General features: G+C 57.6%; 15 protein-coding genes and 3 pseudogenes. 8 read left to right on the top strand and 10 right to left on the bottom strand.

Annotation, left to right across the window (positions count from 1 at the left end; genetic code table 11):
- Positions 1–14 precede the first annotated feature (14 nt).
- Genes IDH45_RS11815 through IDH45_RS11805 form a run of 3 tightly spaced genes read right to left on the bottom strand, consistent with a single transcriptional unit; the run spans position 15 to position 3,721 of the window.
- The gene (locus IDH45_RS11815; protein WP_190927764.1) at positions 15–1,091 is read right to left on the bottom strand and encodes a serine hydrolase domain-containing protein; all 1,077 of its coding nucleotides are present in this window, start codon (positions 1,089–1,091) and stop codon (positions 15–17) included.
- A gap of 22 nt (positions 1,092–1,113) precedes the next feature.
- Positions 1,114–2,418 carry an ABC transporter substrate-binding protein gene (locus IDH45_RS11810; RefSeq protein ID WP_190927762.1) on the bottom strand — a complete coding sequence of 435 codons (1,305 nt, stop codon included), beginning with the start codon at positions 2,416–2,418 and terminating at the stop codon, positions 1,114–1,116.
- Between the two features lie 25 nt (positions 2,419–2,443).
- Positions 2,444–3,721: a beta propeller repeat protein gene (locus tag IDH45_RS11805; protein WP_190927760.1), complete on the bottom strand. Its 1,278-nt coding sequence runs from the start codon at positions 3,719–3,721 to the stop codon at positions 2,444–2,446.
- Between the two features lie 318 nt (positions 3,722–4,039).
- Between IDH45_RS11805 and tnpA the strand changes: the two genes are divergently transcribed.
- The 6 genes and pseudogenes from tnpA to IDH45_RS33990 all read left to right on the top strand — a co-directional run.
- The gene (tnpA, locus tag IDH45_RS35265) at positions 4,040–4,153 is read left to right on the top strand and encodes an IS66 family insertion sequence element accessory protein TnpA (RefSeq protein ID WP_397327038.1); all 114 of its coding nucleotides are present in this window, start codon (positions 4,040–4,042) and stop codon (positions 4,151–4,153) included.
- Positions 4,150–4,377: a hypothetical protein gene (locus tag IDH45_RS11800; RefSeq protein ID WP_223836577.1), complete on the top strand. Its 228-nt coding sequence runs from the start codon at positions 4,150–4,152 to the stop codon at positions 4,375–4,377. Before tnpA ends, IDH45_RS11800 begins: the two co-directional genes overlap by 4 nt.
- Positions 4,371–4,721 (top strand): IS66 family insertion sequence element accessory protein TnpB, encoded by a 351-nt coding sequence (tnpB, locus tag IDH45_RS11795; protein ID WP_190927758.1) that lies wholly within the window; start codon positions 4,371–4,373, stop codon positions 4,719–4,721. Before IDH45_RS11800 ends, tnpB begins: the two co-directional genes overlap by 7 nt.
- 106 nt (positions 4,722–4,827) lie before the next feature.
- A pseudogene (locus IDH45_RS34635) lies at positions 4,828–5,364 on the top strand (IS66 family transposase); the annotation flags it as partial.
- Between the two features lie 85 nt (positions 5,365–5,449).
- Positions 5,450–5,653: pseudogene (locus tag IDH45_RS35260) on the top strand (site-specific integrase); the annotation flags it as partial.
- A 95-nt stretch (positions 5,654–5,748) separates the two neighbouring features.
- Positions 5,749–6,278 (top strand): annotated as a pseudogene (locus tag IDH45_RS33990) (IS66 family transposase); the annotation flags it as partial.
- An 84-nt stretch (positions 6,279–6,362) separates the two neighbouring features.
- On the opposite strand, the gene IDH45_RS11775 reads toward IDH45_RS33990, so the two are convergent.
- Positions 6,363–7,385, bottom strand: coding sequence for an arsenic transporter (locus IDH45_RS11775; RefSeq protein ID WP_317891193.1), 1,023 nt, complete (start codon positions 7,383–7,385; stop codon positions 6,363–6,365).
- A gap of 252 nt (positions 7,386–7,637) precedes the next feature.
- Here IDH45_RS11775 and yqeK point away from each other — a divergent pair, with 252 nt between their 5' ends.
- Positions 7,638–8,291: a bis(5'-nucleosyl)-tetraphosphatase (symmetrical) YqeK gene (gene yqeK, locus IDH45_RS11770; RefSeq protein ID WP_190927753.1), complete on the top strand. Its 654-nt coding sequence runs from the start codon at positions 7,638–7,640 to the stop codon at positions 8,289–8,291.
- A 284-nt stretch (positions 8,292–8,575) separates the two neighbouring features.
- On the opposite strand, the gene IDH45_RS11765 is transcribed toward yqeK, so the two are convergent.
- Together IDH45_RS11765 and IDH45_RS11760 are read right to left on the bottom strand one after the other, a co-directional pair.
- Positions 8,576–8,911, bottom strand: coding sequence for a YolD-like family protein (locus IDH45_RS11765; RefSeq protein ID WP_190927751.1), 336 nt, complete (start codon positions 8,909–8,911; stop codon positions 8,576–8,578).
- A gap of 119 nt (positions 8,912–9,030) precedes the next feature.
- Positions 9,031–9,438, bottom strand: a complete 408-nt coding sequence (locus IDH45_RS11760) for a hypothetical protein (protein ID WP_223836576.1) — start codon at positions 9,436–9,438, stop codon at positions 9,031–9,033.
- A gap of 585 nt (positions 9,439–10,023) precedes the next feature.
- Here IDH45_RS11760 and IDH45_RS11755 point away from each other — a divergent pair.
- Positions 10,024–10,707: an SOS response-associated peptidase gene (locus tag IDH45_RS11755; protein ID WP_190927749.1), complete on the top strand. Its 684-nt coding sequence runs from the start codon at positions 10,024–10,026 to the stop codon at positions 10,705–10,707.
- A gap of 923 nt (positions 10,708–11,630) precedes the next feature.
- Here IDH45_RS11755 and IDH45_RS11750 read toward each other — a convergent pair.
- From IDH45_RS11750 to IDH45_RS11735, 4 genes are all read right to left on the bottom strand, one after another.
- Positions 11,631–13,193, bottom strand: coding sequence for an extracellular solute-binding protein (locus tag IDH45_RS11750; RefSeq protein ID WP_190927748.1), 1,563 nt, complete (start codon positions 13,191–13,193; stop codon positions 11,631–11,633).
- Between the two features lie 135 nt (positions 13,194–13,328).
- Entirely contained in the window at positions 13,329–15,674 is a 2,346-nt protein-coding gene (locus IDH45_RS11745; RefSeq protein WP_190927746.1) for a DUF4962 domain-containing protein, read from the bottom strand.
- A gap of 7 nt (positions 15,675–15,681) precedes the next feature.
- Entirely contained in the window at positions 15,682–17,841 is a 2,160-nt protein-coding gene (locus IDH45_RS11740) for a heparinase II/III domain-containing protein (protein WP_190927744.1), read from the bottom strand.
- Entirely contained in the window at positions 17,838–18,608 is a 771-nt protein-coding gene (locus tag IDH45_RS11735; protein ID WP_190927742.1) for an SDR family NAD(P)-dependent oxidoreductase, read from the bottom strand. The genes IDH45_RS11740 and IDH45_RS11735 overlap by 4 nt, the downstream gene beginning before the upstream one ends.
- Positions 18,609–18,632: the final 24 nt, after the last annotated feature.

Below are 18,632 nucleotides of genomic sequence, written 5' to 3'. Positions count from 1 at the left end.
TCCGGAGGTTTTCTTCATTTGATCAAATTCATCGAAGTCGAGGCGCCCATAATCAGGTTCATTAACCGCTTGTAGTTTCTCCAGTGACGATGAAGCCGTTGACTATTCGTGACGATCGCCGCAGCGACGCTATAGACCGGATCGACCATCATCATGCAGCCGCTGAAGCCGGGATGGCCTACCGCACTCGGCGAATTCAGGTCTGCGAAGCAGCCGTACGCATCACGTTCGGTTTTTATAAACATAACCGGCGTTTTCGAGAATTTCCCGTCTGTCGATTCGCGAAGCATAAAATCGACGGCCGCTTCCGAAAAGATGACGCGATCGCCGCAACGTCCTTTGGACAGAAAGAGGGAAGCGAACTTCGCCAAGTCTTCGGCGGTGGAGTGCAGTCCAGTTCCTCCACGAGGAGCACGCCGGTCGAACATCGCTTCCTCCGACCTATTGTCCAGAGAACAGGGCAGCACGTATTCCCCGTTCGCATAAATTGCACTGTCGTAGCTCGTACGCTTCATTCCAAGGGGATTGAACAGCAGGGCTCTCGCATTGTGCTCGATCGGTTGTCCCGAGATCCGCTGAATCATATCCATCACGATTTCGTGGTTGACCGTGTCGTATACCGCACGTTCGCCGGGCGCCGCTTCGCGCTCCTGCGATTCGTAGACGCCCTTCAGGAACGTCTCCATTTCCCCGCGGGCCGGATTTGCAATCGGCTGCTTCTTGTGCCCGGCGCTGTGCGTGAGCAGATGTCCGACAGTCGCATCGGCGAACGGATATTCCGGCACGTGCTGCCGAACCGGGTCGTTCATCGACCATACGCCCGCTTCCATCAGTTTGACGGCCAGAGCCGACGTTACGATTTTCGTAATTGAGCCGACATTAAAAGCGGTGTCCGCTCCGACGAACCGGCGGTCGTCGGGGTGCAGCGTCGGACGGCCGTGCGCATAGCGGTATACGAGCCGGCCGTCCTTTACAACTGCGACAGTCATGCAGGGCGTCAATCCTTCCTCGATTGCGGCGGTCAGCGGTTTATCCAACAATCGGGCATATCGCCCGTATGCCTCTTCATGAACCTGCATTCTCGCACTCATCCCTCCGTCGGCCCAGTCCCGCTTATTTATTTTTCTGTTCGTCGACGCTCATATTCAATTCCTCGTCCGCCTTGTTCAACGCCGTGTTCAAATCGATGCTCCCAGCGATATATTCCTGCAAATATTTAATAATCGCTTTGCTGCCGGCCGCATCGTGTATCGTTTTGCCGTACGATTCCGCGGGCTTCAGCTTGAAGAACGGGGCAAAGTCGATTCCTTTCGCGAGCGGATTCCCGGCATACAAATTTTTAATCGCGTCGGGATTAGTCACGACAGGAATGCTTCCCAGCTTCGCATTGTTGATCTGCACCTCGTCCGAGGTAAGATGGGCTACGACCTGAAACGCCACATCCGGGTTTTTGCTCGTCTTGGAGACGACCATCACTTCCATGAACCCGGACGGACCGACCCACGGCTTATCCTTGAAAAACGGGTACGTCGTCAGTCCCATATTCATGCCTTTCGCAGGATCGGGGAGGGTGAGCAAATTCGGGTACATCGCCATTTTTTTGTCGACGTTGAACGCTTTCCCCGCGTCATTGTATTTGGAGCCCGCCGGATAGTTGCCCGGTATCGAATAAACATCCTTGTAAAACTGGAACAATTTCCTCCAACCCGCATTCGCCCCGATGACAGATTTCTCCGTCCTCGGATCGACATATGGGGCGGAGAGCTGGGTTTGCAGCCGATTATGGGCGGTGCTCGGACTGAAACCGCGATATTCGATCCCCTCATGCGTCCGTGACAGCTTGACCGCCAATTCCGACAAGTCCTCCCACGTGCTGCCCTCCTTGGGATAAGGGATGCCGAACAGATCGAAGATATCCTTGTTGTAATGCAGCGCCCACAAGTATGTCATCTGCGGCCAAGCGACCAATTCCCCGTTTTTGGAATACGAGCGAATTTCCTTGAGTACCCCCGGATCGATTTTGGACAGATCGAACTTGTGCTTCTTGACCAGATCATCCAGACTTAGCGGAATGTCGAGCTCAAGCGTCGGGGTCAGGTTGGTCAGCCCGTCGAATATGATGTCCGGCGCATTACCCGAGGCAAGGAGCTCGGCAAGCTTCGGTCCGCGCGCGATACGCTCCAGCGTAATATGAGGAAACTTACTGCGAATCGGTTCCGCGATCCGTTTCTCGTAATACTCCTCCGGGACCGCCGGCGCTATAAACAACTTCAACGTGACTGGCTTCGCCGGAACCTCAGGAGTACTCGTGGCGGCCGGAGGCAGTTTCTCCTCCGACGGCGCCGGACTGCCTCCGCACCCGGCGGCAAGCGTGCAGGCCAATACGGAAATCAATGCGGTTGCTATACGTTTTTTCACAACGGAATCCTCCTCGAAAGCTATTTTAATAAACAAGCCCGCGAAACTGCTTCACGATATGGAACGAAATGAAGTTGCCGTTATGCGAATCCGGAGCCCTTTCATCGCCGGAGCGGCTCAGCACGTACAGGTCGTCGCCGTTGATCGCCATACTCGCGTAATGTCGAGCTTCCTTCGGGGAATCCGTCATCGCGATGAGTCCGGCGAAGCACCAATCGATACAATTTGTAGAGAAATGCAGTTGAAGCCGATGCCGTTCGTTGTTGGGCAAATTGAAGCGATCCGGCGGCAGCTTCTCCACCCGTGTCATGCTGTCCGTTGCTTGGGAGCTCAGCAGCCAATACAGTCTCGTCTGCTCGTCATACAAAATATGAAATTTCATTTGCCCACCCGGACATGGAACGTACAGCATTGTTTTGCCGGACGGCGCCTTCTCCGTCATCGTGACGATCGTTCCGTCATCCTGCTCTACCGCCTTCGCAATCGCTGCATACCCGGTTCCTCCGGTATGCGCCCGCATCCAGAGATGGAACGTACGTCCGGTCGGGTCGTAAAAATAATGGTTTTCGTCGGTAAACTGCACGACATTCGTCTCCAGCCAGCCGATCGCGTTCATGTCCCTTCGCGGGGCAAGCATCAGGCGACCGCCAGGGTCCGTCGGGAAAAACGGAACGCCGAAATAATCCAATTCCGATTCCGATACGACATCCCGAAAGGCGAGCTCGGAGGCAAACGTCCAGCTATCCGGGTCGGCAAGGTCGGCGGTTACGCTCGCTCTCATCAATACTGGAGCCATCACATTGACCCGCCAGCCTTTCAGGTCATCATAGATGTACTTCTCCATGACCAGATATACGTGTCCTTTGGCAAAGTGAATGTTGGAAGGGGCCTGGTGCCAGCTCTGCCCCTTCGTCAGCCGAACGGGCTCGCTCCAAGAATCGCCTCCGTCCTCCGAATACATAATAAACAGGTCCCCATCCTGTCCGAGGACGTACAGCCGTTCTCCGGCCACGAACGGACGGGCGAATACAAATGGAAAGTCCGTGCGGTGAACCCAGGTGCCTCCCCCGTCGTCGGACGTATACAGCTTTCCACGCCATGGCTGTCCGCTTTCCGCATCCAGCTTTGCCCCCGGAAGGCAGCCAACGCCCGGTCCGCCCAAATCCATCGTAGCGACGATACGCCCGCCCGGCAATACAGTCAGTCCCGGGCTGTATGCGAAAACGCTTTCCGGATCAGGCGATTCAAATACTTTAACAAAATTTGGCGCCAATTGTTTAACTCGCGCTCTGTTCTCTTCCACTTGTGAATTCCTCCGTAACATGATGATCTTATTTCTATGCTTGCCTATCTCCGCTTCTTCGTGCCCAGCGCCCAGAGATTGCCGACAAGCCGCCAATGACTCGAAAGCGCAACATGCGAGCCCCCCTTCTATACCCCGATACATGATCATTATAGTGGAAGCAAAAGACCCCCATAGGGGAGAAAATGGACATTATTATAGGTTTGATGAGACTCGAACCGGCAGATAAATCGTAAGCGTCAAACTGTTCCCACCTTCAAACGGATTGAATCCCATGAGAAAATGAGGTAACCGAGAACGCAAGGAGGTTGCCCCATTATGGCAAATGAACATCTTCGACAGCAATGGGTCACACGCATCGCCGAGTACCGGGCCAGCGGCTTGACCCTGAAAGCTTGGTGCGCGGCCCACGACTTACGGTTGACCAAATGAAATACTGGCTCTACAAATCGAAAACGCGCACGCCTTCCGACTCGACCGTTTCCTCTACGCCAGCTCCGGCGACATGCTTTGTACCGCTGGCCGTAGCCGAGCAGGGAAAACGCGCGCCGCTTGTCCTTCGCGTCGGTCCGGCACAGATTGAACTTTACGCCGGCTTCGATCCCCGGTTGCTTCGCGAAGTCGTGCACGCGCTGGCGGAGGTGGTGACGTGCTGACGCTTCCGAACCCCCAGCACGTCTATTTGACCTGCGGACCCACAGATTTGCGCAAGTCCATCGACGCCCTCGCCGCTCTCGTGCAGGAGGGCTTCGGCTTGGATCCGTTCGCGCCCAGCCTCTTTGTGTTTTGTAATCGCCAGCGTGACAAGCTCAAGATGCTGCTCTGGGATCATAACGGCTTCTGGCTGTTGTACCGGCGGCTGGAGCGCGGCACGTTTCAGTGGCCGACCGGCGGCGAAGGAACGGTCACCGTTTCCAGCCGCGAGTTGCGCTGGCTGGACGGCCTGGCGCTGGAGCAGTGCAAGGCGCATCCGCCCGTTCGGGCCGAGGCCGTCATGTAGCCGAATTTGTTTTCGGTGTTTCGCCTCATTTCCCGGCAGGAATTTTGCCCCTGCCATGTCGAATCTTGTGAATATGGAAAACCAAACGAACCTCCCCCCGACAACTGAAGAACAATTCCAGCTGGCGCAGCGCCGGTGTTTCGCCTCCTCCAGCGAACAGACGCCTCCGTGCTGCTGTTCAATGAAGCAGAGGCCGAGGCAGACCCCGTCCAGGAAGAGCCGACGCTGGAAACCGAAGTGCGACGCGAGCTCAAGGTGATTCCGGCCGAAGTAAAGGTTGTGGAACATGTTCGCTACGTCTACGGTTGCCGTCACTGCGAGCGGGGCGTACATCATGAGCCAGAAATACGTGGAGGGGATGCCGCTGTATCGTCAAGAACAGCAGTGGGCCCGTTTTGGGGTCGAACTGTCCCGGCAGACGATGGCCAACTGGATGCTTCACGGCGCCCAGTGGCTCACCCACGTATATGAGCGGATGAAGGCACACCTGCTGCGGCAGGACATTGCCTGCGCCGACGAAACGACGCTGCAGGTGCTTCGGGAGCCCGGACGGGCGGCGGAGCAGAAATCGTATGTTCATCGGGTTTTAGAATCCGTGGATCGTTCGAGCCCTAAGCGGCGCACGGGTACAAGAACTGTGTGATTTAATCGTTTCAGACATCAAAATTCAACAGATGGCAACGATTAAGCTTACGGGGAAAGGAAATTAAAGCAGGATTGTACCGCTCATGAACACGATGTCTAATCTATTGGGGCAATACCTTCAAGAAAATAGATTGAATGTTGCACACGCCTCAGCTTATCCCGTTTTTTTCAACCGTGCCAGAGGAAAATTGACGCGGGAAGGCGTTGCTTACATCGTTACAAAATATATGGATGCTGCAAAGACGGTTTCACCTGAATTATTCCCGAAAAAAGTGTCGCCCCATTGTTTTCGGCACAGTAAAGCCATGCATCTGCTACAGTCAGGCGTAAATCTAATCTATATAAGGGATCTGCAAAGAACGTCCCGTTCACGGGCACGGTGGCGCAGCAGGGACTGGACTTCTGCAACCGCCTCTACGCGATCGAGCGACAGGCCGAGGGGCAGCGCCGCCGGAAAAACGCTTCGCCATCCGTCAGGAGCAAAGCCGTCCTGTGCCGGATGCTTATTTGGCTTGGCTTCAGGAACAACAAGGCCGGGTGTTACCCAAAAGTCTGACCGGAGCGGCCATTACCTACTGCCTGAACCAATGGGAGCGGCTGAACGCTTATCTTTTGGACGGACGGCTGGAGATCGACAACAACCGAAGCGAGCGTGCCATCAAGCCGTTCGTGATTGGCCGGACGAATTGGCTGTTCGCCAACACGCCGCGAGGTGCTCAGGCGAGCACGACGATCTACAGCCTCGTGGAGACGGCCAAAAAGAATCGATTGCATCCGTTTTACTATCTGACCTATCTGCTGGAGAAGCTGCCTCAGCTACCTGATCTAAAAGATCAAGAGGCGCTGGATGCTCTGCTTCCCTGGTCTTCCTCGCTTCCCTTAACTTGCCGCGTGTTTAACACTACAAAATAGCTTATCCGAGTCCCCGTCTGCTGGCCAGGTGGGGACTATTTTACGCTTACATTCATATGACGTTAGCTTGATCCGGCCCGTTCCTCAACCCCCACCCAACACCCGAAGCCAAACATACAATCCCCCGAGAGTAATGAGCAGAGTAGGCAGCGTCAGCACAACGCCGATTTTAAAATAGTACCCCCACGTGATGCGAACGCCTTTCCGAGCCAAAATGTGCAGCCACAGCAATGTCGCAAGGGAGCCGATCGGGGTCATTTTCGGACCGAGGTCGGTGCCGATAACGTTGGCGTAGATGAGCGCTTCGCGAAGGATACCTTCGGTGGACGTGCCGTCAATCGCCAAAGCGCCGATCATAACGGTCGGCAAATTGTTCATGACAGACGACAGCACCGCCGCAATCATCCCCATGCCCATCGTAGCCGCCAGCAAACCGGATGCGGCGAGCTGCTCCAGCGCGCCGGCCGGCAGATCGGTAAGTCCCGCGTTGCGCAGGCCGTAGACGACGACGTACATCCCGATGGAAAATATAACGATTGACCAGGGCGCTTCCAGCAGCACTTTTTTGGACTGAACGGCCGGACTGCCGCGGGAAGCCAGCAAAAACAGCAAAGCGACCGCCCCCGCGATAAACGATACCGGCACAACGACCCACTCGCTGAGCAAATAAGCAACGAGCAGTACGCCGAGAATAACCCAGGAAATGCGGAACAGCCGCTTATCCTTAATGGCCGCTGCCGGCTGCTTTAAGTCTGCGGTGTCGTAATGCGTGGGGACGTTTCTGCGAAACACGATATACAGCACCGCTACGCTGGCCGCCAAAGAAAAGAAGTTCGGAACCACCATCCGCGACGCGTATTCGACGAACCCGATCCCGAAATAATCAGCTGACACGATATTGGTCAAGTTGCTGATAATAAACGGCAGCGACGTCGTGTCGGCGATAAAACCGCTGGCCATGACAAAAGGCAAAATCCGCGCTTCCTCCAGCCGCAGCGCCCGAACTTGGGCAAGCACGATCGGCGTTAAGATAAGCGCCGCTCCATCGTTGGCGAAAAACGCCGATACCCCCGCCCCCAGTTCATAGCATCCGCCCTTCCCTCGCATTGTCCTTTCTCCCCGTACAGCCAAAGCACTCATCATGTGTTGCCGCCAATAACAGCCCGCTTCCAAGGTCCAGGTCCGCCACTTTCGCCCCGCATAACGCCGCTTCCTTGCCCGAACGCCATGTTTCCACTTTCTCTACTATAAGCCGAGAGGGTAACGGGAGCAAAAGGTTTTTGACGGCGGCCGGGGCAGCGAATCGGTTGTATGGTAAACTGGGATAAAACAATATCTCTGGAAGGAGTTTGAACACCCTTGCATCCTTTTTTTGAAACGGAAGCCCGTACCTTTCAGCACAGCGGCGATACGGCAGCGGACGTACGCCGGTTTCTCGAATCGCACGGCTGCCCCAAGACGGCGGAGCACAGCATCAGGGTTGGCGCCGAAGCCCGCTCTCTCGCGATGCGGTTCGGCGCGGACCCGGACGCGGCGGAAACCGCCGGCTGGCTGCACGATAGCAGCGCCATCTATCCGAGCGCCGAACGGGCTGTCGTGGCCCGCAAGCTCGGCATCGAAGTGCTCCCGGAAGAAGAGGCGTTCCCGATGATCATCCACCAGAAGCTGTCCGTTGCCGTAGCCCGGGATCTGTTCGGGATAACCCGGCAGGACGTGCTCGATGCGATCGGCTGCCATACGACCTTGCGAGCCCCTTCCACGCTGCTGGACCGGATCGTCTTCGTCGCCGATAAAATCTCGTGGGATCAGGCGGGAACCCCGCCGTATCTGGCCGAGCTGAACGCCCAGCTCGAAAAGTCGCTGGAGCATGGAGCGATGGCGTATATCGGCTACCTGTGGTCGCAAAAGGCTAAGCTTAAAGTCGTCCACCCTTGGCTGGCGGACGCTTACCGGGATTTGCCGGCCGTCATCGCCCGGCAAGAGGTGACGCTGCCCCTGCGGAACAGCCGCTAGCGTCATTCTTGCCACCACCCGGCCGCTCCCTGTTCCGGATACCTTGTACCCGAACTTCGGCACGCCGGCAGAGCGGGGGCGGCTCTTTCTAGCCTCCCCTGGCCACCTATCCATCCAGCCGGCCCTTGCCGGGAGAACGCGCCCGCGCTTCAGTCAGCCAGCGGCGCTACTGTTCGACAGCTTGGGCGGGCCGCTGTTCCGCCCAGCCCTGCCGAACTGCAGGCTGCCCGAGCGGACTTGCAACCTCATCCCTTAAGTCTGCGACCTGAACCCGCTCAGTCCTCTTACCCCCGTGTAACGTTGACGATATCCGCAAACCGGATCGAGACAGTCTCTCCAGCGCAGGCTACTTTCACCCGACGCAGCGTAAAGTCGATTTTGACCACTCTCCCTTGGACGGTTTCGTCCCGGACGGGATCGAAGACGCAGATGACGACATCCGTCTGCCGTTCCGTCGACTCCAGCAGCAGCAGCGCGTATTGTTCCAGCGCCTGGTCGTCCAGCAGAGGGCGTTGCCGATGCCCGGTCTCCTTCTGCTTGGCCGCAAACTGCGCCTTATGTTCCGGCAGCATCATACGCGATGATTCGAACAGACCATTCCCTTCCAGTTTCTTCCCCATGTTGTCATTCCCCCAATCTTGTCCTGCCAGCCATTCGCCTATTCCGCCGCAGCCGCGGGAGGATCGTTCGTACCCGGGACGCCGGCGTACCGTTACAAGGAACCAACTTCCCGCCATCATCACTGAGCCAGATCGAGCTCCAAATAAACGCTCAGCTTGCGCTCTACCTCCGATTTGACGAGCCCCCACAGCATCGAGCATTTGCGGTGGTAGCCCCTGCACATAAAATCCGCCTCGAGCTGCTCCTTCGCCCGCCGCTGATCGTAAATCCGGATTCCCCGGCTTTTCAGCTTGCCGCGAAGGGCGGCCATTTCGCCGCTTACCCGATCCTGCACTTTTCTTAAGCTTTTGATATACAGCAGCGACATCGTCAGCTTGAGCGTATCGAGCGTCCGGATGTCGCGCTCCAGCACATCGAGCACGACCGGCAGCAGCATGTAATCGAGCACCCATTGCAGCTCTTCCTGCGTCTCCAGCGGGGTCCGCTTGATTCCGTCCGGCATGTGCATCGTCCCACCTTCACCCATTCGAACATCCCCTTTTTTAGAAAAGCTTCTAAGCCGACTAAGCGACTATGTGACTAAGCGAAGCCTTCTCTACGACGAACTCTGCGCAAGCGGGAGCTTTCTTGCAAGCGGTAACCGTTCAACTCGGCTAAAATCGTATACTTCCAGCCTCACAAATAAGAACAAATGTTCCCTTACTAGTATATACAATAAGCGAACATACATTCCTGTTTCAAGAGGGAAAATTTTGATGCGCGCCAACTTTGTCCGGCTCCGGCCGCTCCCGGCATACGGGAGGCGAACTGGAAGATGCGGTTTGAAAAGCGTACAATGGAGGTAAGAGCAGCAGCTCCACAAGCCTTCTCCACGATGAAGGCCCTACGTAAAGGGGGGCCTGATATACCGAAATTCGCGCTTTCATGCCGTTTTCATCCGTTAAGCTAGAGCGAGTAACCCCTTTCGCCAAAATCCGAACGCCGCAACGGTTCCCTTGTTCCACTCGTTCGTTTGATGCAACTGGATTATTGAATGATGGGAGAATCCCCCAAGTAACATTCCCGGATTCGTCATAGATGCGAACAAACTTTCCCGTAAGGAGGACTATCCATGTGCGGCAGATACACAGTTACGGTCACGCTTGAGGAACTGCTGATGCGGTATCAGATCGATCCGTTTTTCCCGCTGTACCACCGTCCGAAATATAACGTAGCCCCGGGCCAAATGGTGGTTGCCGTTATTAACGACGGGGCGAGCAACCGGATCGGGGAATTGAAATGGGGGCTCGTGCCGGAATGGTCGAAGGACGAAGCGGCAGGGTTCAAAATGATCAACGCCCGCGCCGAAACCGTAGCGGAGAAGCCGGCTTACCGGACCGCCTTCGAGCGCAGACGGTGCCTTATCCCGGCGGACGGCTTTTACGAGTGGAAAAAAAAGCAGGACGGCGGCAAACAGCCGATGCGCATTACGATGAAGGACGAATCGCTCTTCTCGATGGCCGGCCTGTACGAGTCGTGGACAACCTTGGACGGACGCAAAGTCAGCACATGCACGATCATTACGACGACCCCCAACCGGCTGATGGCGGACATTCACGACCGGATGCCGGTGATCGTCCCGCCGGAGCAGGAGGCGATCTGGCTGGACCGCAGCATGCGCCAAACGTCCCTGCTGCTCGGTCTGCTGCGGCCTTATCCGGCCGAGCAGATGACGGCCTACCCGGTCGCCGCCGGGGTCGGCAATGTCCGAAACGACAGTCCCGAATGTATACGCAGGCTCACCATCGACGATTAGGGCCGGCCCAGGCCGAGGCCCCGGGTGGAGCGAATCGCCTCCCGTAGCCGGCAGCAAAAAACCGTTCCTGCCCAGAAGGCTGCTACTCAGGACCCTGCGTAGTAACCCCAGAGGCAGGAATCTCCCTGATAATAGTGGCGGGAAAAACCGTCCGGTGAAGTCCGACATGATCCCCTTTAAGTAGACAGTGTTAAGAATCGACACTGAAGATGTCCGAACGGTCCTTTGGCGTGCAAGCCCTCGCGATTGTGCGGGAGAAAATGCATACCTTAGCGCCGACTGCTCGTGGGCGAGGTTTTGCGGGTACAAATCGACTCCAGATGAAACCCGTAACTCTTTCCCGTGAGCGGATTGTGTTCGCCTTCGCCAAAACCGTCTACGCGTGTGAGCCCGGTACAAATTAAGAGTCTTTGGCACCTCCTATTTTCGGCCTTTTCGACGAACTAAAACGAATAGAAGCGGTTTGCACCTCTTATTTCCTCCAACTGATGGGAGATGCACCCTTTTCGCGGATTTTAGCAGCTTCTAACCGCTCTTATCCTGTGTTCATGCGGGTTTTCGGGCCATATAGCGGGTACAAACCGCTCTTATTCGCGTTTCCTCCCCCACTTGAATCGGGGGGGCAAAAAGTTGAACGGCCACGAAAAGCGAACTTGCGACACCCGCTGACCCGATCAGTAAAGGGAATCCTTTTCCGCTTCACCACGGTAAATATACATCGATCTATGCACGGAAAAGAGGGGGCCAAAAGTGCCCACGTGACAGAGGCGTCCCAATATCCGAGCGCAAAAGGACCCCAAAATCCACGGTAAAGTGGAGACTGAGGTCCTTTTTCTTGAGGGAATCGGTTCTGGATGAGGCTCAAAAAACGATTAATGACTTTGGGGACATCCCCTCTGAAGAAGCCGCGCCCGCATTCGGCCTTACCGCCGCGGCATCGTGATTCCTTCGTTTTTGTTGAACTTGTCGGTCGCTTCCTTGATGACCTCGTTGCCGCCCTTCGATTTCCATTCCTCGATTACCTTCGGCCAGTCGGAGATCGGCTCTTTGCCGTACACCATTTTGACCATGTGGGTGAGCAGAAGCGGCGGTGCGGTGTCGGAATTAGGCGAAACGTCCGGATTTTTCGTAAGCGACTCCAGACGCGGCTCGAATGTGATGCCGTCGCGCCCTTCCTTGGCGAGAACCGTATCGTAAATCTGAATCAGCTTTTTGCCTTCAGGCGTCAGGTCCAGCGAGCCTTTGTTGTACGTCGTATCCTGAACCATCCACAGGAACGCCTGTCTGTACCGCTCTTCGTCGACAGCCGTCGGATCGGTCGGCGACGTATAGACGATTTTGCCGTTCTCCGTCTTGTACGTCTCGCCTTCAACGCCAAACGTGAAAAACTTCTCCGCCTCGTCCGAGACCATCCAGTCGAAAAACTTCACGATGCTTTCGGCGTTTTTTACATCTTTTTTAATAAAATACGAGCGGGTGACCGATCCGTACAAATAATGGCCGCCCTTGCCGTCAGTTCCGGTCGGGGAAGGGATAATTTCCAGCTTCGCCTCGGGAACGCTCGCCTTCAGCTGGGCCTCCCATTGCAGCAGCTCGTTCGCATTCATCGTCCACATGCCCGCTTTACCGGCCAGGATCGTGTTTTTGAACGTCGTCGGGTTGATCGTCGCGAACTCCTTGTTAATCAAGCCTTCATCGTACATCGTCTTGTACACGCCAAGCGCCTTCTGCATATTATCCGAGTCGAAAAACTTCGGAACGACCTGGTCACCCTGCTTCTCGAACATCGACAAATACGGATACACGTCATACGCTCCAAAAAACGTATCGGCGTATTTGAAATCTTGCCGGCCCATATACGGATTCTCGACGCCCAGCTTCTTGAACGCGCGCAGCATATCAAGCGTTTCCTCCACTGTCTTCGGCGCCTTCAGCCCGGCTTTATCGAGCAAATCTTGGCGAACCCAGGTCGCTCTCCGCGAAGGATTGGACAAATATTCCGGAATCGCGTAAATTTTGCCCTGATACGATACTTGATCCCAGGCGTCCTTCGGAATTTTCTTCAGCAGATTTTGCCCGTGCTTCTTGAGCAGGTCGTCCAGCGGCATAAAGACGCCCGCCTGCACCGAGCCCGCCATTTCTTTGCCGTTGACGCCTCCGCTGCCCTGCATCACGTCCGCAACGTCGCCAGTGGCGAACATTTGCACCATCTTCTGCTCATATTCCTTATGCGGCACGAGCACGATGTTCAGATCGGTATTCGTTTTTTCTTCCAGCCGCTTGACCCACTTGTCTTCGTTCAGATTCGGGGACTTCTCCACATAGTTGAAAGCCAGCGTCCGCAGCGCGATCGAAAACTTCGTCTTTTCTCCCGGGCCGGCCGCCTGGCCGTCTTTGCCGGAATTCCCGTCCTCTTTCGTACCGCAGCCGACTAAGGTGCCAAGGGCAAGCGTGCTCACCAAGCTCACTTTAAACCATTTGTTCATGATACCCCTCTTCCCTTTTCGCTATATTGAAAACGCTTTATCGTGGTTCTAGCCCTATCTTATCGCCGGATGCGGATTTCAACAATGGAGTGGCTTTATGTCGGTTTGTCATTTTTTCAGATTTACCCGTCACGCCTAATACGATTTGGCGATTTCAATACGCTGTGTCCTGCCGTCCTCCGTGAAATACAAGTGAACCCCGTGATCCTGATCGTCCATAAAAAACGAGACGTATTTGGCGTCCCCCTTCTTTATCGGGACGAGCAGCGCGGCAATGCGGTGACTGGACGCCTTCCGGGTCGAAGCCGTTAAATGCCAGTGAAGCGGCAGCCCTTCGATCTCCGAAGGATCGACGTCCGTGAATTCGTTGTGCTGCGACAGCTCAAGCTCTCCCGACGAGCAATAGGCGAACCGGCCGGCAAGCTCGGCCTTTTCCCCGTTAACCCGGAACGACTGGCCTTTGATCGTCATCGGATGCAGCGTGTGGAACAGCCAATCGACGGAAGCCGGCTGCTCCAGATCCACGTAATCGACAATCACAAAATACGACTGTCCTACGAAATAAATTTCGCGGACATACGATTTCAAATCCGGCACCAACTGCCTGTAAGCGGCGGTCGCATCGGATCGGACGAAACTGCAGTCCCCGGTATCGCACACTTCGAGCACCGTTCCGGAGGCCGCCATGTTCAGCACCTTATCGGGTCCCGCATATTGGCCCTGCCCGTCGATCAGGATGACGTTTTTGGAGCGGGTCTGTCTGCGCCATTGAAGGTGCATCGTGCTGCCGAAGGCGACGTAATACCCGCTCTCGATCGCCAGCGGTTCGCCGAACGCATGCAGCAGAAAAGCGTTCTGATCGCCGTGGCTGTGGCTGATCGAGCCGTAGCGGCTGCTCTTCGTCAGCAGCATGATATGCTCCTGCGGATCGTCCATGCGGCGGTGCATCGCCACCCAGCCGACGTCCTTGAACCATTTGACCGCTTCAATGCCGACAGGCGCCACAGACTCGACAGGCGGATAATCGTGAAGATACGTCATCTCGTCGAAACGGAAATCCCACCAGCCGTAATTGTAAAATTTACTGTCCGCATCAGGGTTCAGACGTTTCACTTGCTCATAATACCATTGGTAGCGTCCGTCCCCCGTGACTCCGGCAAACTGGCGGACATTAAACCCCGTCTTCAGGCTGGGCGGATCGCCGAGCGTTGACTGATCCGCGAAGCTGGCGCGCCTTACGTCCGGCGGGAACACATACAGCGGAAAATCTCCGGTTCGCCGGAAAAAGGGCCGGCGGTACAAATCGATTCCGGTGTAAGACCGCAGCAGATTCATCGCTTCGGTGACGAACGCCATGCCGGTCGTCCAGTACATCGGCCCCTCGGCCCAGCCTCCGTCCGCGCCGCCCCAAGGCGAATACAGGCAGGCGAAATATTCGATCGCGTAGTCGAGCCACTGCTCGGCCTTCGGCTCTTCCCCCAGCAGCGCCATACAGCAAGGAACCAGCACCGACGACAGCGAGCGGACGGCATGGCTGTCGTACGGCACCTGATGAATTTTCGACCGCTCGATCACGTGGCAGGCGACCTGCTCGGTACGGCGGAACAAGCTGCGGCGCACTGCCGCCCGCTCCGCCTCGTTCAGCTCCCCGTGCAGCCAGTCGTAGCCCCAGGCAAGCGCGCCGGCGATGCGGAAAGCCGCTTCGTCGTTATAGTCCCGGCTCGTCGCTCCCTCCGTATTCCAAGACGCCACATGCAGCAGCCACCGCTTCGCCTGACCGATCCGTTCGCGGTCTTCGAGCACGATGCCGGCGACGCTTAAGTGACGGACCGCATACAAGCACTCCTGGCAATCGATGTACATCCGGCGCCAAAGATGGGCCACCCGCTTGTTGTCCGGATATGGTGCAGGCTCCGGGATGAGCGGCCGGTTCGTCCAGGGGAGTACCGATTTCTCCATAAACTCGCCCCAGCCGTACGCGGACGCGTCTTTTCGCACCGCATCGCGGAACGGCGCAAGCGAATCGGCTTGCAGCCACAAGCGGGGGTGCCCCCCGCCCGGCGCAGGGTAACGGGTGCCGCGTCCCGGCAGCGGCGTCTCCGGCAGCCCTGCCGGCACTTCAAACGAACGGACCCGGCTCCATTCCGTCCGCTGCCCGGCACCCGTATTCGCCGCAGCGCCGATCCCGGCGGCACAGCCGTCCGCCGTCTCCTCCCCGATCAGCAGGGCGTAACGCCAGTAGCAGATACCCGGGGCAAGCGGCCGATCCGGGGTGAAGTAGTTATATGGAACGGGCTCATATACGTCCGTTCGCTCCGCCTCGAAGCCCGGCGAAGACGATAGCTGCAGCACGTACCGGTCGTCGGACTCCGCCGCCGGCATCCAGGTGAAGCGCGGCGGATTTTCCAGCAGTATCGTCCGCTCGTTCGGTTCATACGGGACGGTTAGTATGTCGCTGTTCGGCTCGTACAGCTTCGTCATTTCCGGATCACGCTCCTCGGGTTGGCTCTGCCAAACGTAAACCTGCCTGCTTCGTAAAATGAACGGTCCGCCGCACACCGTTCCCGTCGGCGATATCCAGCGCGGCACCTCCTGCCGTTCCTTCGCGGAAATGAAGCGACAACGGCTCGGCGCCGTCGCGGTACATCGCGATGAACCTGGCCGAGCGCCCGCGCTGCCGATGAAGCAGACCTGCCCCAGGCTTGCTCGGATCGACAGATACGCCGGGCGTGCGGACCAACTTGGCCTCGGAGCCGGGAAACAGCACCATCGCCGCCGTCACCTGCTCCTCCGTTCCGTCCACAGTCATCCGCCATAAGCAGGTATCCTGGTCCGTCAAAATCGGCTTGCGGCTGTTTACCGCCCGAATGTGGGAGTAACCGCCGCGGGCGCCCAACACCACACCCTCAGCGCCTGCATCCCTGCCGGCCGCCTCCCACGCTTCCGGGGAGCCGGCGGGCGCCATCTCCCCGATCCCGTGCATCCACCAGTCGATCTCCGCCGCTTCCCCGGTCTGCACCTCGAACCAGTCGAGCAGCCATTCCCCGGTCAGCAGCAGATGGCGGTCGAACACCGTACCCGCGTAAGCCTGATCCGAACGGAGCCAGACGTGCGTCCCTTCCTCTCCTTCTTCGAATCGCATGCATTCGCCTTCATGCGGCGCTTGCGACTGTCCGCCGATCGACACCGTGTTATGGCTCGCCGTTTCCGCATACCAGCCTTTCCGCAATGGCGAGCCGTACGGCACCACTCCCCTATCCGGGGCGACGGCGCCGCTCTTGTGCATAAGCGATACGTGCAGCTTGTCGTAATGGCCGTGCGAGCCGCCGTGCGGACCGAAATCGGCCAGAAGGGACAGCTTGCTCCCCGGACGGCGCAGCACGACGAAACCCGAGTCGGCAAGCAGCAGCGATCGGCGCTGACTATAGTCGTCAGTCGGCGGAATCCCGGAGGGGGCGCGGGCTCCTCCTTCCAAGCCATCCAACGCTCCCTGATCCATACGATAAGCCGTCGGCGTCCAATCGCCCGTTCCGTACACCACAGCCTCCAGTCCGGTCCGCACCGGCCCGCCGTACAGCTGTCTGTAAGCTTCGGCAAGAATCGGCGCATACCGGGCATGCCCGTACCGGGTCAGCCCGGTCTCGAATACTTCGGCGATCTCCCGGGCGTAGGGCACCCGCGCGTAAGGGCCGTCGTGCAGCGCAGGCAGCTTGCCAAGATCGTTCGCCAGCCTGGCTAGCACGTCCAGCATCCCTTCGAAGCACTGACCGTCCGCTCCCCGGACCGCGTACAAATCGACGCCAAGCCGTTCCGCCATCTCCGCTGTAATGAAATACGCCCGCAGTACAAAAATGTGGTAATACGTGCTGCCCTCGAATTCGAACTGATCCGGCTTTACGCCGATCGTCAGATGATGGAGCAGTCCGCCTTCGCCGTCAACGAGCGCCAGCAGCTTTTCCTTCTCGCCGCGGGCGGCGTAGACGCAGGCAAGCGCCGCGTTTAGCCAAGCCGTGTAGTTATTTTCAGGATTGCGCTTTTCATGAATCAAGACGTGCCGGTACTGCTCCATACTGCTTTCCAGCAAGCCGAGAAACGTCTCCATCGCCGCAGCGTCCGCTTCGTCCCAGACGGCCGCACCTTCGTCGCGCAGCAGCAAATACCCCCGGATCAGCGTCGTCGCCCAGATCGCCTCCGTCAGCGCCTGATGAAAGGCTCGCCCTTTCAGCATCCAGGGCTGGGCGTCCGGATGGACCGGATAATGCGGAAACTGCGCGGCATAACCGGCAATCAGCTTCCGGCCGAGCGCGGCATACTCCTCATCGCCGATTCCCGCATAAACGGCCGCAGCCTGAAGCGCATACCGCGCCAGCGCCTGGTGCTTGAACACGAGCCAGGCGCCGCGGTAAGGCTCGCCCGACAGCCGGCAGCCGTGAGGGCAAACGTACGACAGCGCATCCGCCTCGGCCGGATCGAACAGCAGCTCGGTATGATGCTCCGGGCACACGTATTGGTGCCACCACCCGCCCGGCTCATGAGGGATCGCCAGCGCCTGCTCCGGCAGCGAATCCAGCTCGCGGCGCAGCAGTTCGCAGGCCGGCTGACCCCATATGTTCTCTCGCACCTTTTCCCGGATTCGTGTCGTCTTCATCGCATGAACATGCCTCCGTTTACTTCGACGGTTTCCCCGGTCAGGTAGGAAGCCAGATCGGAGACGAGGAACAGAACCGCCCCGGCCACGTCGTCCGGAGTGCCTTCCCGTCCAAGCGGAACGCGCCCGACCGTCGCTTTGCGTCCTTCCTCGGAGGTGAATGTCGCATGGAACGCCGTCTGACCGATAAAGCCCGGGGAAACGGCATTAACCCGGATGCCGCTGGCGGCCAGCTCTTTGGCAAGCCCTTTGGAATAAGAGACGATCGCGCCTTTGCTCGCCGCATATACGCTCGCGCCCGGCCCGCCCCCGTCATGCCCCGCCAGCGAGGACAGGTTGACGATAGCGCCCCCTCCCTTGGCCTTCATGCCCGGCAGCGCCGCTTTTGTTACGAACACGGTGCTTTTCAGGTTCACATCCATAATCGTATCGTATAGCTCCTCCGTCATATCCGCGTTGGAGCAACGCTGCACCAGATGACCGGCATTGTTCACGAGGATATCGATTCCAGTGCCGAAGGCGGCCTCGACGGCGCTCACGAGCGCACCGATCTGATCCAGCTTTGAGACGTCGGCCTGGAACAGCTCCGCCGTCCCTCCAGCCGTGCGGATCGTCCGGACCGTCTCCTCGCCGTCGCCCGCATTTTTCAAATAATTAACCGCCACCTTCGCTCCGCTGGCCGCGAGCCGGATCGCAACCGCGCGTCCGATACCCGAGCTGGAACCCGTTACCAAAGCGACTTTCCCCGTCAGATCGATCGTATTCATTGTTTCGTCCTCCTCATGATTTTT

Origin of the sequence: Paenibacillus oceani (assembly GCF_014705615.1) — a bacterium.
GTDB lineage: Bacteria > Bacillota > Bacilli > Paenibacillales > NBRC-103111 > Paenibacillus_AB > Paenibacillus_AB oceani.
The sequence above is the reverse complement of the archived record's forward strand: the minus strand, read 5'-3'. Positions and strand labels throughout refer to the sequence as shown.